The sequence below is a fragment of the Chitinophaga sp. RAB17 genome (genome assembly GCF_052114225.1).
Lineage (GTDB): Bacteria > Bacteroidota > Bacteroidia > Chitinophagales > Chitinophagaceae > Chitinophaga.
Genome location: NZ_JBFREI010000014.1, coordinates 50,379 through 65,378 on the forward strand (window position 1 = coordinate 50,379; position 15,000 = coordinate 65,378).

The following is a 15,000-nucleotide window of genomic DNA, read 5'->3' on the forward strand; positions in this document are numbered from 1 at the left end:
TTTCAGGTATGATAAAGGTTCCAGGCCGCTTTCGCCCTGTTTAGTTCACGTGTAATCCCATCGAACTGTAGCAGGTGAAAATAAGATTCATGAAACTCGAAAGTGATGCCGCATAAATTGGGCACTAACGGTAATGTATAATCGAGCAACTCCCATACCGCCTGCGGACAAGGCCCCGCGTGCGAATCGGTATACATGCCGCCAAGCTCATTTCCGCCTGCAATATGAATTTCAATGACTTTATCCAAATCCAGCTGTGCAATAAATTCTTTCGGATCAAAGTGATGATTCACAGCGTTCGTATATACGTTGTGTATATCCAGCAGCAATCCACAGGAGGTGTCGTGGGATAGTTCATTGAGAAAAGACGTTTCACTGAGTTCCTGATCCGGCAAATCAATAAAGTAAACATTGTTCTCTACCAGGAATGGCGTGGAAATAATGCGTTTAATAGCATTGATGCGGCCACCTATCATGTCCAGTACTTCATAATCGTATGGTACGGGTACGGCCAGTCCTGCATTATGTTCTTCCTGTTGTTCGTTATGCACCTTTACAAAAGACAGGTGATCGCTGTGCCATTTGAAAGCATAGCGGGTATGCCATTCTTTCATTTTTTGCAGATAGCTTTTATCGAAGATGCCTGCACTGCCGAGGGAGTAGGAAATGTTGTGAGAAGTTAAGGGGTATCGGGCGGCAATTTTATCCAGCACTTTCATCCAGGATTCAATCTCTTCAAATCTTTCCTGCTGGCTATTTCCGCGATCTGTCCAAAACATATCCGGGATAACTTCCACGTAGTCGCAGCTATCCGGACAGGCATCCAGGTATAATTCAAGGGAAGGGTTATACAGCAGTCCTACGCCCAGTTGAGGAATAGTTTGCTGGTAAAGATGCCCCACCCTGGCTGATGATATGACTTGTGACATGGTGAGATAATTTAACAACCGTCCCGGTGGTGCCGGGACGGTATCACAGAATTAATGCTGGGCGACATTTTTGATGACAGCCATTTTATCCAGGTCTACTTTAATCACTTCTTCCAGTTTTTCCCGGATATTGAAGTGAACACCGGATAAGCATGCCTGGCAGCCACGGGGATTGATTTGCTTAATCACCATAGATTGTAATTTGGTGATTTCTTCCAATTTGGTGCCTTTGGGAACGGCGAGATCTACATGACCGTTGTCACCGTAATGAACTTCAGCTGTACGCATGATGTTTGATTTTTGGGGTGTAAAATGCTTGTGGAAACAGATAGGAAATACTCCCTGCAAGCAGGGCTGTTGTAGTTATTAGTGCCAGTCTTTTTGGGGTTGTAGGCGCAGCTTTTAACTGCGGATGATAAAGTTAGGGGAATATAGTGAGATCTAGATAAGTATTTATACGGAAAATGGGGAGGTCAGCAGAAGTACCTGCTGATCTCCATGCTCATCAATAAGCGGCTACGGCCTGTTCTATTGCCTGCTGTACAAACTGATTCAGGTTTAAATGCATTTGTTTGGAAGTATGTATTGCTTTTCGGTGTAGCTCTGGTGATATCCTGATGTTGAAAGAACCTTTTGCGGGCTTTAAGGGTTCTTTACCGGCTTTTTTGCAAAGTTCCACATAATCGTCAACGGCTTCTTCAAAAGATTTGTGTAAGTCTTTTACTGTGCTGGCCTCGAAGCTGATCAGATCATCTATTTCTTCAATCTTACCAAAAAACACATCGTCTTCTGCGCTAAAATGAAGATGTTCTTACAAGGCTACTATGTTTGGGTGTATACTTTGATAAATGAAGTAAATATTTTATATAAAACTAAATGTATTCAACCCGCTCCACAAAAAAACTTCCCCCCAAACGAAATTAATTTCGCTTTATAAATTTCAAATCCCGTAACTTTGCACGATTTTTTTGTTCCCTCATACGGCAGGAAAATCAATTTGGTTTTTCATTTTCAATAGATTACACAAATGCCAAAAGACTCATCTATCAAATCTGTACTCATTATCGGTTCTGGACCCATTATTATTGGTCAGGCTTGCGAATTTGACTATTCCGGTTCCCAGGCAGCACGTTCGCTGCGGGAAGAAGGAATTAAAGTGATTTTGATTAATTCCAACCCGGCCACCATCATGACGGATCCTATGATGGCCGATAAGGTTTATTTGCTGCCGCTGACCGTGGAAAGCATTGAGCAGATTCTGGAAGAAAACCAGATAGATGCCGTATTACCCACTATGGGCGGCCAGACTGCGCTGAACCTTTGTAAAGAAGTAGACGAACTGGGAATTTGGGAAAAGCAGAACGTTCGCCTGATTGGTGTAGACATCAAAGCCATCGACAAAGCGGAAGATCGTGAACAGTTTCGTCAGTGGATGATCCAACTGGGTATACCTGTTGCTCCTGCCAGAACAGCTAACTCCTACCTTGAAGGAAAAGAGTTCGCACAGGAAATAGGATTCCCGCTGGTAATTCGTCCTTCCTTTACCCTGGGAGGTACAGGTGGTGGATTTGTACACAGCAAAGACGATCTGGACGAAGCCCTGGACCGTGGTTTGAAGGCTTCTCCCATTCACGAAGTACTGGTAGAAAAAGCTGTACTCGGATGGAAAGAATACGAGCTGGAACTGTTGCGTGACAAGAATGATAACGTTGTTATCATCTGTACAGTAGAAAACCTGGACCCGATGGGTATTCACACCGGGGACTCTATCACCGTGGCACCTGCCATGACCCTGAGCGATACCGCTTTCCAGGATATGCGTAACAAAGCCATGATGATGATGCGTGATCTCGGCAATTTTGCCGGCGGTTGTAACGTACAGTTCTCCCTGAATCCGGAAAACGAAGAGCTGATCGCGATTGAAATCAATCCGCGTGTAAGCCGTTCTTCTGCACTCGCTTCCAAAGCTACGGGTTATCCGATCGCTAAAATTGCCGCTAAACTGGCCATAGGTTATACACTGGATGAACTGGAAAACCAGATCACCAAAACAACTTCCGCTTTCTTCGAACCGGCGCTGGATTACGTGATCGTAAAAATGCCACGTTGGAATTTCGATAAATTCAAAGGAGCTGATGATACCCTGGGACTGCAAATGAAATCAGTAGGAGAGGTAATGGCCATTGGCCGGACTTTCCCTGAAGCGCTGCAGAAAGCCTGCCAGAGCCTCGAGAACGACGCACTCGGTTTGGGCTACTACGGTAAATCACTCATGAAGAGCGAACAACTGGTAGAGAAATTAAAACGCCCTACCTGGGATCGTATATTCCGTATCAAAGATGCTTTGATGGCGGGTGTATCCGTAAAACATATTCACCAGCTGACTTACATCGATCGTTGGTTCCTTCACCAGATACAGGATATCGTAAACCTGGAGAAACAATTACTGGAACACGATCTGCAGAGCGTTCCGCTGGAAATGCTGAAAGATGCCAAGAAAATGGGCTTCTCCGATGCACAGCTGTCTATTCTTTTCGGTGATTCTGACGAAGATGAAGTATACGCTAAACGTAAAGAACTGGGTATCCGCCGTACGTTTAAAATGGTAGATACGTGTAGCGCAGAGTTTGAAGCTAAAACACCTTACTTCTACTCTACTTTCGATACCGAAAACGAAAGTATCAGAACAGAAAAGAAAAAGATCATCGTACTGGGTTCTGGTCCTAACAGGATTGGTCAGGGTATTGAATTCGACTACTGTTGTACACACGGCTTGCAGGCGATCCAGGATTGTGGCTATGAAGCAATCATGGTAAACTGTAACCCTGAAACTGTTTCCACTGACTTTGACATGGCTGATAAGCTTTACTTCGAGCCAGTGTTCTGGGAAAATCTGTGGGAAATCATTGAGCTGGAAAAACCAGAAGGAGTGATTGTTCAGCTGGGTGGACAAACTGCACTGAAACTCGCAAAACGCCTGGAAGAGAAAGGAGTAAAGATCATCGGTACTTCTTTCGATAACATGGACATTGCAGAAGATCGTGGTCGTTTCTCCGACATGCTGAAAGAACTGGGTATCCCTTATCCTAAGTATGGTACGGCTTACAATACAGATGATGCGATTGATGTGGCGAAAGAAGTTGGTTATCCTGTACTGGTACGTCCTTCCTATGTATTAGGTGGTCAGCGTATGAGAATCGTGATCAACGAAGAGGAGCTGGAAGAATCTGTACTGAGTTTGCTGAGACATTTACCAGGTAACAAAATATTGATTGATCACTTCCTGGATCGTTGCCAGGAGGCGGAAATAGATGGTATTTTTGATGGTGATGAGTTTCATGTAATGGGTGTGATGGAACATATTGAACCAGCTGGTATTCACAGTGGCGATAGCCATGCGTTGCTGCCAGCTTTCAACCTGTCGCCTATCGAAGTAACCACCATGGAATACTACGCAGAAAAGATTGCACGTGCACTGAACATCAAAGGTTTGATCAACATTCAGTTTGCCATTAAAGATGGGAAGGTGGCTGTGATTGAAGCTAACCCACGTGCTTCCCGTACTACACCGTTTATCGCCAAAGCTTACCAGGTGCCTTACCTGAACATTGCTACCAAAGTGATGATTGGCGCCAATAAGCTGAAAGATTTTACCATTGAAAAGAAACTCACAGGCTTTGCTATCAAGGAGCCGGTGTTCTCTTTCAATAAGTTCCCGGGCGTGAACAAAGAGCTCGGACCTGAAATGAAATCAACCGGTGAAGCGATCCGCTTTATTAAAGATCTGCGCGATCCTTACTTCAGACAGTTGTTCAAAGAAAAGAGCATGTATCTGAGCAAATAGCTTTTAGCAAATAGCTTTTAGCACAAAGCCATCGGAGCGTACTATCGTCGCTTCGATGGCTTTTGCATTTTGTAGCTAATTGTTAATGACTATTTGCTAACCACTATAAAATAACAGAGCCTGATAAAAATCAGGCTCCTTCTTTTCCCTCAAAATAACCATTAAAGACACGACTATTGAATCTTGATACAATTCAAATAGCGTGACCGGTAATGCAGTTTACAAATAATATTATATTTAAAAGAGATGTTAACTAATCAATAACAGATGCGGACATCTGTAATATTTAATGTATTCATTATTAATGTATTAAATAGTCGTTAATATTCGCTAGTTACCCATCATTTTTAACTGTAAAGAGAAAGTTTTCAAGATATCATATAAAAATACTATCGATTGTTTTAACATTTTTAAAACACTTTTCGGGGGATTAAATGAGATGTTTGTTTTCTGATAAAAGTTAACCCCACATGCATTTTGAATCTACCATGTTTGTTGTCATGGTTTGGAAGCGTGTGCCTTTTTTGCGCATTCTCCTACCACTGCTTACAGGAATAAGTTTACAGCTTTTTCTTTCCATGTTACCGATCTGCCTGTGGCTACTGGCAGGCATTAGTATCACCGGTATTTTGCTGTTCCGTTTTTTGCCGTTGCAATGGCGCTTTGTGATGACCTGGATACCAGGCATCCTGATCTGCATGCTTTTAGGCAGTTGTGGCGGCTTGTTATTATACAAGGCAGATATCCGTCATCAGCAGGGCTTTTTCGGGCATACAGTTACTGATTCCTCCCTGCTTTTACTTCGGATCAATGAACCCTTACAGGAAAAGGCCCGCATTTTTAGAACAACTGCCAGAGTTATTGCCATCTATGACCATGGCAAATGGATGCCCGTAAAAGGCTATTTGCTGCTCTATTTTGCCAAAGATACCACCTTGCCTTGCTTAAGATACGGTGATGAGGTGGTCGCCGGAAAACGCCCTGAAATGATTAAAAATAACGGGAACCCCGGAGGATTCGATTATCAACAGTATTGTATGACCCAGCAACTCTATCAACAGCTTTACCTGCGCACCAACGACTTTCACAAACTACCGCACAACCGCGGCAATCCGGTGAACAGGCTATTACTAAAAGCCAGGGATTATTGTCTGGATAACCTCAGGCAATATATCGGTACCGGACCAGAAGCTGGCATGGCCGAAGCCCTGTTAATCGGTTATCGCCTGGACCTGGATAAAGAAGTGGTGCAAGCCTATAGCAACACCGGCATCGTACATGTGATTGCTATTTCAGGCATGCACCTCGCGCTGCTGTATGGTACATTGTTGTGGTGCCTGAAATGGCTGCCTGCATATAAGTGGTCCAACATCGCGAAAACAGCTATTATATTGAGCGTGCTGTGGGGATTTGCGCTCCTCACCGGCGCTTCAGCTTCTGTGCTTCGCTCTGCGGTAATGTTTACCGGTATTACGATTGGTCGTTTTGTACTGGAACGTTACAGCAGCATTTACAATACACTGGCAGCATCTGCATCCGTATTATTATGCTTTAATCCCTACCTGGCTATAGATGCAGGTTTTCAGCTCTCCTATCTGGCAGTACTCAGTATCCTGCTTTTTTATCCACCACTTTATCAGCTTTGGGAGATGAGAAAAAACTGGGCAGATCTGATCTGGCAAATGGTGGCCGTGTCGCTCGCTGCCCAACTGATGACTACACCGGTGAGTTTATTTTATTTTCATCAATTCCCCGATTACTTCCTGCTGGCCAATCTGGTGGCGGTGCCGTTATCTACGGTTATTATTTATGGAGAAGTCGTTCTGCTTTTCCTGGCTCCCTTCCGACTGCCAGCAGTATGGGCAGGGTATGTACTGAAATTTCTCATCTGGGGTATGAACAGTTGCGTAAAATGGTTGGGTGAATTACCTTATGCCCTGATCACCAACATTCATTGTTCACTGTTGCAAACCGGATTCCTGTATTTGCTCATAGCCGGAGTGGCAGGGTGGTGGCTGACCCGGTGGCGTGGAGGCGTCTGGCTGGTTATCTTCAGCGTATGGGGATATCTGGCTTCCCGTGCATGCTGGGTCTCCAGCTGTAATAGCCAGTGTAAAATGATTGTTTATAACGTACCCGCCTATACGGCCATCGACTGTATAAAAGGCAACCAGGTACAATTCACCGGCGATGATAGTGTTTGGCAATTGCCCGTGGCACAACAACTCCTTGCTGCCAGAAATGATATGCGGGTGTATGCCGGTCACCTTGCCAACTTTCAGCAGTATGGCCACTGTATCAGTTTCCAGGGCAAACGGTTACTGATCATAGATAGCGCCCTGCCGATGCATCTCCCGGAAAAAAAATTTAAAACAAACTATATTTTATTAACACATAACCCTCGGGTTGATATCAGGCAATTGAGTAGCCTTTATGAATATGATACGCTCATTTTTGCGGCATCTAACAGTACCTACAAAGTAGAGAAATGGAAAAATGTTTGTGATACCTCAGGGCAGAAGTACTACAGCATTGCGGAGCAGGGGGCTTTTATTTACAACTTCAGATGATAGATGCGAACGCAAAAAAATGGGTCACATCTCAAAGAGACGGACCCATTACACAATTATTATTTAAAGCAGACTGCCTCTGGATAGTATGACTATGGTTTACCCTGTATTTTGCCTTCCAGCTCATCTATTTTCTTTTGCATCCGGATCATATGCAAGGTCATTTCTTCCATTTTCTCTAACAGTTTCCTGTTCATTTCTCCCAGATCAATACCTTTGTCTGCCACTTCTTTAGCTGATGGCATATCGGGAAGATGCTTATTTGCTTTCACATATTTTTCTGTTTCAGAAAGAGGGGTGAGGGTATAATCTTCACCGAATACATAGTCCGGCCAGGGTTTGACGGATGTAACCTGCACTCTCCGTGCACCGATCGATCCTTCAACGGTTAACCTATGCTCACTGGAAATTGCAGCTGTACCAATCCCTACTTTCCCTCCACCTGATGCCATTATAATATCACCGGCAGAAGCAGTGTTTAAATACATTTTGTTATTACTGCCAGCATTATTCGTTTCTAATACAAGGTATCCCTCATTGCTACCGCGGATTCTGCCACCGCTGGCTCCTCCAAAAGCGGTCCATTCATTGTATGCGTTACCCAGAACAGCTGCCAGCTTAGCTCCTCCAGAAGCTGCCATGGTATCCGTTGCCGCAGCTACTATATGCAACGATGCAGCGGGAGAAGTAGTATGAAGGCCGATACGACCCTGGCTGTTCCATATTCCATTTCCCGGAAATAAAACGGTGCCGGGAAATTTGTTCATGTAGGTAACATCTACTTTATAAGGACCGGTTGGTAAAGCCTCATCGACTATACTCCAGCCCTGATAGTTTGCAGGAATGTCCTGAGATAAGCCTTTAGCGAATGCCCTGATCGCAAAACGTTGGTTGGCATCTCTACTGTCCAGGAAAATGACAACTTTATTGTTTTCGTTTCCCAGGGATACTGGCGGAGTGTAAGAACCAAATGATGAAACCCGTGTATTTGCAAAGGCGCCATTACTGATATAGAAATTAATAATCAACCCAATAGGATCCATAGTCCCCTGGTTATAGCCCTCAATGATAATAGTTGGCATTTCCCCTCCATTTATAAAAGGTAAATTGGTTTTGATCTTGACCCCATTTAAAGGCGGAGCGCTCCTGGCAAAAGTAATTACCGTATCACAAAACAACTGTGCTTTCGCACTGGAAAGCAGGCATAGCAGGGCAAACAACAAAACAATTTTTTTCATATAGGGACGTAAATTTTAAATGGGTATAAAATATTGGAATAATTGAGGATAACACGTTGCAAAATATAAAATAATTGGTATTTAAAAGGTTAAGTAATAAAGAATTATCACCTGATAAGTTGCTTTTTTCCATAAATAACAGCGCCCATCAGATTGATAAATGGAAAAATGATTGTTACGTGTTAACTTTGCGCTTCTTTTCGGTTCCGGATCAGGGAGCCTATGTTATTAATTTCTAATGTTTTCCATTCATGCAAAAGCAAATTAAATCCGCTTTGATCTCCGTTTTCTACAAAGACAACCTGGAGAACATTGTTAAAAAGTTAGGTGAACAGGGTGTTACCATCTATTCCACCGGCGGTACGCAGAAATTTATTGAGGACCTGGGTGTGAAATGTGTAGCAGTTGAAGATCTGACTGCTTACCCTTCTATTTTGGGTGGACGTGTTAAAACCTTGCACCCAAAGGTGTTTGGTGGTATTCTGGCCCGCCGCGATAATCCGCAGGACCTGGAACAGCTGAAGGAATATCAGATCCCGGAAATTGACCTGGTGATTGTAGATCTGTATCCGTTTGAAGAAACCGTGAAGAGCACCAGCGTAGAACAAACTATCATTGAGAAAATTGATATAGGCGGCGTTTCCCTGATACGTGCTGCCGGCAAAAACTACAAAGATGTAGTGATTGTTGCCTCCAAAGATCAATACGCTGATCTGGAAAAAGTATTAACTGACAACAACGGCGCTACTACCATAGAGGACCGCAGAAGCTTTGCTGCTAAAGCATTTGAAGTATGTGCGCACTATGATGTAGCCATCTCTCAATACTTCCTGAATAATGAGCCTGGCGCTAATTTTCAAGTCTCTATTCCACAGGGACAGGTAAACCGCTATGGTGAAAACCCTCATCAGCGGGGTGTTTTCTACGGTAAACTTGACGAAGTATTTAATAAACTGCACGGAAAGGAATTATCCTTTAATAATCTGGTGGATGTAGATGCTGCATGTCAGCTGATCCAGGAATTCGAAGCGACTACCTTTGCTGTGATCAAGCATACCAACGTTTGCGGTATTGCTTCCCGCAGTACCCTGAAAGAAGCCTGGGAAGCAGCATTGGCTGGTGACAAGGAAAGTGCTTTCGGTGGTGTACTCGTTACCAACAAGGTAATAGACAAAACTACCGCCGAATCTATCAGCGAAATCTTCTTTGAAATCCTGATCGCACCAGGCTTTGATGCAGACGCACTCACCGTATTGCAGGCGAAAAAGAACCGTATCCTGCTGGAACAGAAACAACCCGTAAAGAGCAAATACATGTACAAAAATGTATTGAACGGCGTATTACTGCAGGATAGTGATAACGGTAACTACAAAGAATGGAACGAAGTAGGTGCCCGCGCAGCTACTGCAGAAGAAAAATCTGACCTGGAATTTGCCAACATCGTTTGCAAACACCTGAAATCAAACGCGATTGCACTGGTGAAAAACAAGCAACTCATCGGTAAAGGATGCGGACAAACTTCCCGTATCGATGCTTTACGTCATGCCATCGAAAAAGCAGGACAGTTCAGCTTTGATCTGAAAGGGGCGGTAATGGCTTCTGACGCTTTCTTCCCGTTTAATGACTGTGTAAGCATTGCACACGAACAAGGTATTAAGGCTGTGATTCAGCCAGGTGGCTCCATGAGAGACAACGACTCCATCGAATTCTGTAAAGAACATGATATGGTAATGGTAATGACCGGAATGCGTCACTTCAGACACTAAGGGTTATTCATCACCTACAATTAAAATGAGAAAGCACCGGAATTTCCGGTGCTTTCTCATTTTAACCGCCTGATATTCGAAAAAAAATAATAGTATTGTCAGCTTGTAAATCAATATAATTCTAAAAGCTTAAGGCGATGAGCCGATAGCTGTTCCAGATGTCTTTTATTCAACAAAATATCATGCAGGATGCAGAGGATGCCTTTTTGATCCGGGAGTATAAAGCTACCGGCAAACTGGACTTCCTTGCAGCTCTTTACCAGCGTTATATGAACCTGGTATATGGGGTGTGCCTGAAGTATTTTGATGAAGATGCCAGTAAGGACGCCGTAATGCAGATTTTTGAAGAACTGATCGGCAAGTTAAAACAGCACGAAGTCCAGAATTTTAAAAGCTGGCTCCATGTACTGGCCCGTAACCATTGTTTAATGAAACTGCGGGCCATGAAAAACAAGGAATCAAGACAAGTTTCTATCGATGATCACCCTGTTATGGAAAATGAAGAAATAGGGCATCATGAGAACGGAATTACGCTGGAAGATAACCTCCGGAGCATGGAAAAATGTCTGGAAACCTTGCCGGAAGAGCAAAAGCGTAGCGTTGACCTGTTTTATCTGCAGGAGAAAAGCTACCGGCAGGTAAGTGATATGACCGGCTATGAAATGAACAAAGTGAAAAGTTATATACAGAATGGGAAGCGTAACCTGAAAATATGTATGGAACAGCAAGATGTCTGACAAGCGACCACATATAAAACCGGAAGAACTCGCCGGGCTCATCCGCCAGTATCTGGCAGGAGAGCTGGACGATAAAGCCATGCACGACCTGGAACGCCAGGCCCTGGACGATCCGTTCCTGGCCGATGCGTTGGAAGGATATGCAGAGCACGCTCCGGAACAAGAGTTGCATCAGGCAGATCTTGTTTCCAGACTGGAGGCACGGGTTGCGCCCAAGGCAGGAAAGGTTCGCACGCTTTATTATCGCTGGGCCGCTGCTGCCGCCATATTATTGCTGATGTTCTCGGCCGGCTGGTTCTTGTGGGATCAGCAACGAAATGCACCATCATTGGCTAAGATGCAGGTTCCTCCACCCGCCCCATCGGCCGATTCTCTGCCACAGGACGAAAGTGAATCAGCGCCGGCAATGGCAAGTGCGGATCAGCTCTCTAAAAAAGTATTGCCTCCGACACCCGCCGCAACTAAAAATAGCGTGTTAAAGGAGCAACGCGCTGCCCTGTCATCTGCTGATGACGCTCCAGCTCCTTCAAATAATGTTGCTGCACCTGCCAGTGCGGAAGTAGCAGCAGCAAGTACTGCGCCGCCGGCAGTATATAAGGCCGCGCCGCCAGTGAGTGTTGTACCCGCCCCGGTGAATAATACCCCTGCAGGCGCTCTGGCAGCGGAAAAAAAGGATAAACAGGAAGAATATCAGCATTATTTTGTACCGCATGCCAATGCCGATAAAAAGCAGGAGGCAAACCGGTCGCAAGGGGCCAGTCCAACGCTCTCCGGCAATAATGATAAATCATTAAATGAAGTAGTGGTTGGCGCACAAAGGAAAAATGTAACACAAAGCCAGTCGGTGATGATCCGTGGTATGAACGGGGTAAGTGCAGACAGTGTGAACAGTATAGCCACCGCATTGCAAGGAAAAGCGGCAGGCGTAAATGTAACCAGTGAGAACCGCAATGATGCGGAAATGGTATACCGGGAACCCGCACCAGTAACAGGAGAGACAGCTTTTGAGAATTATCTCCGCACAAAAACAGTGAACCCGGAAAATAAATATACAGGCATTGTACGTGTATCCTTTACCGTTATGCCGGATGGTTCTCTGCAGGACTTTAAGATCATCCGTCACCTGAATGATGCCTGCGATGCAGAAGCCATCAGGGTAATCAAAGAAGGTCCCGCATGGATACCTGCCTCAGACAGGAAGCCCGCTAAAGTAAAAGTAAAAGTGAAGTTTACCGTGGATAAGGATTAATGCTTATTCCGCTCTTTCCATTGCTGATTAAAGGACTTGGCCGCAAATACAGGTAACTCGCGGTTATCGCCCCAGCTCTTCGCAAAGAATCTTTTTAACAGGAAATTTTTCATTTTGCCACTAGCCAGGTTCATCATTTTACGACTGGCGCAGCCCTGTTTCCATACATACCAGGCAAATTTTTCCCCACCGGAAGTATAGTTTTCCTCTACCGCTTTCTGTCTGTTGTGCAGCAACAACTCATGCAAATTGATACGAACCGGACACACTTCGGTGCAGTTACCGCAAAGAGAAGAGGCAAAACTCAAATGCATGTATGAATCCATCCCTTTCAGGTGTGGAGTAATAACGGAGCCTATAGGGCCACTATAAGTAGCGGCATAAGTGTGGCCGCCAATATTCTTGTATACCGGGCAGGCATTGAGGCAGGAGCCGCAACGGATGCAATACAAACTTTCACGGGCAGTGGTATCCTGCAGGATATTGGTACGACCGTTATCCATCAGGATTACATACATTTCATCAGGACCATCTATTTCTCCTTCCTGGCGCGGACCGCTGAAAATGCTGTTGTAAGCTGTGATCTGCTGACCGGTACCATAAGTAGCCAGTAAAGGCCAGAAGAGGCCCAGGTCTGCAATTGACGGGAGTACCTTTTCTATACCAACTAATACAATATGTGTTTTGGGAAATGCAGTAGTTAACCTGGCATTACCTTCATTTTCTGTCACTGCTACAGAGCCGGTGTCAGCAAGAATGAAGTTGGCGCCGGTGATACCAATTTCGGCCTCCAGGTATTTGTGACGGAGTTTTTCGCGGGCTACCAGGGTGAGTTGTTCTGGTGTGAGACCAGGATCTGTTCCCAGTTTTTCTGCAAACAAACGGGCTACATCTTCCTTGCTCTTATGCATGGCCGGTGTAACGATATGGTAGGGTGGTTCCCCATCCAGTTGTTGTATATATTCTCCCAGATCAGTTTCCACGCATTCAATGCCGTTACTTTCCATAAAGGCATTCAGGTGTACTTCTTCTGTGGCCATAGATTTGCTTTTCACAATGCTTTTGCATTGTTTGGCTTTGCAGATAGCGAGTATTTCCTGTTGTACCTGTTCGGCAGTTTCTGCCCAGATGACTTTACCACCACGACGGGTAAAGTTTTGCTCAAATTCTTCCAGGTGATTATCCAGGTGCTCAATAGCTCTCCACTTAATATTTTTGGCTCTTTCTCTGGCGCCGGGTAAATCAGAAAACTGTTGTTTACCGGCTTTTACAGCAGTATTATATTTACCTATATTGAAGTTGATTGTTTGCCGGTGACCCAGGTCAGCGGCTTTTTTTTCACTTTCTTCGAGAAAAGTAGATGCTATTTGATGCATAAGCAAGCAGTGTTCCTAATTAAAGATAGTTAAATCCAAAAATGATTTACTTGTGTTCTCTTGCAATTTTATCCAGCACTTCATAAAATTCCGTGCCGTATTTTCTTATCAAAGCATCTTTGAGAAAACGATAGACCGGAACCTGTAACGCTTTACCGTTCTTACAGGCAGGCTTGCAAACATCCCAGCGGTCGTAGTTTACCGCTTCAAATGTTTCGTATTTTTTAATGCGGATGGGATAAAGATGACAGGAAACAGGCTTTTTAAAATCCACTACACCATCATTGTACGCCTTTTCTATGCCACAACCTACAATGCCATGGGCATCTACTGTTGCGTAAGCGCAAATGCCTTTGTTGACAATAGGTGTTACATAGCCGTATTCATCGTCTATCGTGTTGGTGCCGGTGCGTTCAATTTCCTGTATTCCTTCTTCACGCAGGTAAGATTTAATCTGCGGATAAATTCTCTTCAGGGCTTTTACTTCGGTTTTATCCAGGGGAGCGCCACAGTCGCCCGCTACGCAGCAGGCGCCTTTGCAGGCCGACAGATTGCATACGAACTGCTCTTCAATTACTTCGTCACTTATGTATTTATCGTCAATGATGATCATCGGAAACGGTCTTATGCCTGAAATGATATACAGACAATCTTAATAAGACCACAAAGTTACGGCATTACCGGCTTATCTCCAGCGAAGGGTTTCTACCATATGCCACATATCCTGTTCCAGGAACTTGTATACAGGAGCAAGGGAGTCGGCATTGGGTGTAACGTCGAAATAGAGGGCTCCCCGGAGGAAGTGGTGGACGGAGTCTGTAGCAAAGAATTGTTTGGAAGAAGCAGCATTACCGCCTACTTCGTAAAAGGTGCCGCTCACATTGTTGGGAGTGTGGATCACGTTTTCATCGATGTATTCGGCTTTATAGGTGTGCTTATAAGTCATTTTAAAGGCATCGTCCACCAGTTTACGGTAGGCATTGTTGCCGGGACCTATGATCTTATAGCTCATATAAATTTTCCCGTTGAGGGAAGGGAAGTCTACATTGATCCAGTAAGGATTTTCCGGAGCTGCACCAAAAAAGGAAGTATCCTTAATGATATTGGCATATACAGGATATTCGAATGTATAAGGGTAGCCGGGCATATCAAATTTGCGGTAGGCTCTTTCCGGGAATTTTACCTGGAAGTAGCCCCTTGGTTTAGGTGTGGGTACATTTTCGCAGGCTGCAAATAGTAATATCAGCAGGGAAATCACGGCAAGGGCCTTTCCTTTTATATGTGGCATTTT

Annotated in this window: 12 protein-coding genes; 5 read left to right on the forward strand and 7 right to left on the reverse strand. The window is 44.5% G+C overall.

What is annotated here, in order from left to right:
- Positions 1-2 precede the first annotated feature (2 nt).
- From AB4Z08_RS31010 to AB4Z08_RS31020, 3 genes are all read right to left on the reverse strand, one after another.
- The gene (locus AB4Z08_RS31010; RefSeq protein ID WP_441577672.1) at positions 3-929 is read right to left on the reverse strand and encodes a DUF692 domain-containing protein; all 927 of its coding nucleotides are present in this window, start codon (positions 927-929) and stop codon (positions 3-5) included.
- A 51-nt stretch (positions 930-980) separates the two neighbouring features.
- A complete protein-coding gene (locus AB4Z08_RS31015; RefSeq protein WP_441577673.1) occupies positions 981-1,217 on the reverse strand; it encodes a hypothetical protein in 237 nt (78 codons plus the stop codon).
- 217 nt (positions 1,218-1,434) lie between these two features.
- A complete protein-coding gene (locus AB4Z08_RS31020) occupies positions 1,435-1,710 on the reverse strand; it encodes a type II toxin-antitoxin system HicB family antitoxin (protein WP_441577674.1) in 276 nt (91 codons plus the stop codon).
- Positions 1,711-1,956: 246 nt separating this feature from the next.
- Between AB4Z08_RS31020 and carB the strand changes: the two genes are divergently transcribed.
- Entirely contained in the window at positions 1,957-4,773 is a 2,817-nt protein-coding gene (gene carB, locus AB4Z08_RS31025) for a carbamoyl-phosphate synthase large subunit (RefSeq protein ID WP_441577675.1), read from the forward strand.
- A 470-nt stretch (positions 4,774-5,243) separates the two neighbouring features.
- Entirely contained in the window at positions 5,244-7,343 is a 2,100-nt protein-coding gene (locus AB4Z08_RS31030) for a ComEC/Rec2 family competence protein (protein WP_441577676.1), read from the forward strand.
- 92 nt (positions 7,344-7,435) lie between these two features.
- Here AB4Z08_RS31030 and AB4Z08_RS31035 read toward each other — a convergent pair whose 3' ends face one another.
- Entirely contained in the window at positions 7,436-8,581 is a 1,146-nt protein-coding gene (locus tag AB4Z08_RS31035) for a hypothetical protein (protein ID WP_441577677.1), read from the reverse strand.
- Positions 8,582-8,832: 251 nt separating this feature from the next.
- On the opposite strand from AB4Z08_RS31035, the gene purH reads away from it, so the two are divergent.
- The 3 genes from purH to AB4Z08_RS31050 all read left to right on the forward strand — a co-directional run bounded on the left by purH (position 8,833) and on the right by AB4Z08_RS31050 (position 12,333).
- Complete coding sequence (gene purH, locus AB4Z08_RS31040) at positions 8,833-10,347, forward strand: bifunctional phosphoribosylaminoimidazolecarboxamide formyltransferase/IMP cyclohydrolase (protein WP_441577678.1); 1,515 nt, start codon at positions 8,833-8,835, stop codon at positions 10,345-10,347.
- Between the two features lie 158 nt (positions 10,348-10,505).
- Entirely contained in the window at positions 10,506-11,084 is a 579-nt protein-coding gene (locus AB4Z08_RS31045) for an RNA polymerase sigma factor (protein WP_441577679.1), read from the forward strand.
- Positions 11,077-12,333 (forward strand): energy transducer TonB, encoded by a 1,257-nt coding sequence (locus tag AB4Z08_RS31050; protein ID WP_441577680.1) that lies wholly within the window; start codon positions 11,077-11,079, stop codon positions 12,331-12,333. Before AB4Z08_RS31045 ends, AB4Z08_RS31050 begins: the two co-directional genes overlap by 8 nt.
- Here AB4Z08_RS31050 and AB4Z08_RS31055 read toward each other — a convergent pair.
- The 3 genes from AB4Z08_RS31055 to gldD form a co-directional block, all read right to left on the reverse strand.
- Positions 12,330-13,709: a LutB/LldF family L-lactate oxidation iron-sulfur protein gene (locus tag AB4Z08_RS31055; RefSeq protein WP_441577681.1), complete on the reverse strand. Its 1,380-nt coding sequence runs from the start codon at positions 13,707-13,709 to the stop codon at positions 12,330-12,332. The two genes, AB4Z08_RS31050 and AB4Z08_RS31055, sit on opposite strands and share 4 nt — an antisense overlap.
- Before the next feature lie 46 nt (positions 13,710-13,755).
- Positions 13,756-14,322, reverse strand: a complete 567-nt coding sequence (locus tag AB4Z08_RS31060; protein ID WP_441577682.1) for a DUF3109 family protein — start codon at positions 14,320-14,322, stop codon at positions 13,756-13,758.
- 72 nt (positions 14,323-14,394) lie between these two features.
- Positions 14,395-14,997 carry a gliding motility lipoprotein GldD gene (gene gldD, locus AB4Z08_RS31065; protein ID WP_441577683.1) on the reverse strand — a complete coding sequence of 201 codons (603 nt, stop codon included), beginning with the start codon at positions 14,995-14,997 and terminating at the stop codon, positions 14,395-14,397.
- Positions 14,998-15,000 lie beyond the last annotated feature (3 nt).

What these genes read in the sequence shown, in the direction of transcription:
- AB4Z08_RS31010 (WP_441577672.1), bottom strand. Translation starts at nt 929, where the DNA reads ATGTCACAAGTCATATCATCAGCCAGGGTGGGGCATCTTTACCAGCAA.
- AB4Z08_RS31015 (WP_441577673.1), bottom strand. Translation starts at nt 1,217, where the DNA reads ATGCGTACAGCTGAAGTTCATTACGGTGACAACGGTCATGTAGATCTC.
- carB (WP_441577675.1), top strand. Translation starts at nt 1,957, where the DNA reads ATGCCAAAAGACTCATCTATCAAATCTGTACTCATTATCGGTTCTGGA.
- AB4Z08_RS31030 (WP_441577676.1), top strand. Translation starts at nt 5,244, where the DNA reads ATGCATTTTGAATCTACCATGTTTGTTGTCATGGTTTGGAAGCGTGTG.
- AB4Z08_RS31035 (WP_441577677.1), bottom strand. Translation starts at nt 8,581, where the DNA reads ATGAAAAAAATTGTTTTGTTGTTTGCCCTGCTATGCCTGCTTTCCAGT.
- purH (WP_441577678.1), top strand. Translation starts at nt 8,833, where the DNA reads ATGCAAAAGCAAATTAAATCCGCTTTGATCTCCGTTTTCTACAAAGAC.
- AB4Z08_RS31045 (WP_441577679.1), top strand. Translation starts at nt 10,506, where the DNA reads ATGTCTTTTATTCAACAAAATATCATGCAGGATGCAGAGGATGCCTTT.
- AB4Z08_RS31050 (WP_441577680.1), top strand. Translation starts at nt 11,077, where the DNA reads ATGTCTGACAAGCGACCACATATAAAACCGGAAGAACTCGCCGGGCTC.
- AB4Z08_RS31055 (WP_441577681.1), bottom strand. Translation starts at nt 13,709, where the DNA reads ATGCATCAAATAGCATCTACTTTTCTCGAAGAAAGTGAAAAAAAAGCC.
- AB4Z08_RS31060 (WP_441577682.1), bottom strand. Translation starts at nt 14,322, where the DNA reads ATGATCATCATTGACGATAAATACATAAGTGACGAAGTAATTGAAGAG.
- gldD (WP_441577683.1), bottom strand. Translation starts at nt 14,997, where the DNA reads ATGCCACATATAAAAGGAAAGGCCCTTGCCGTGATTTCCCTGCTGATA.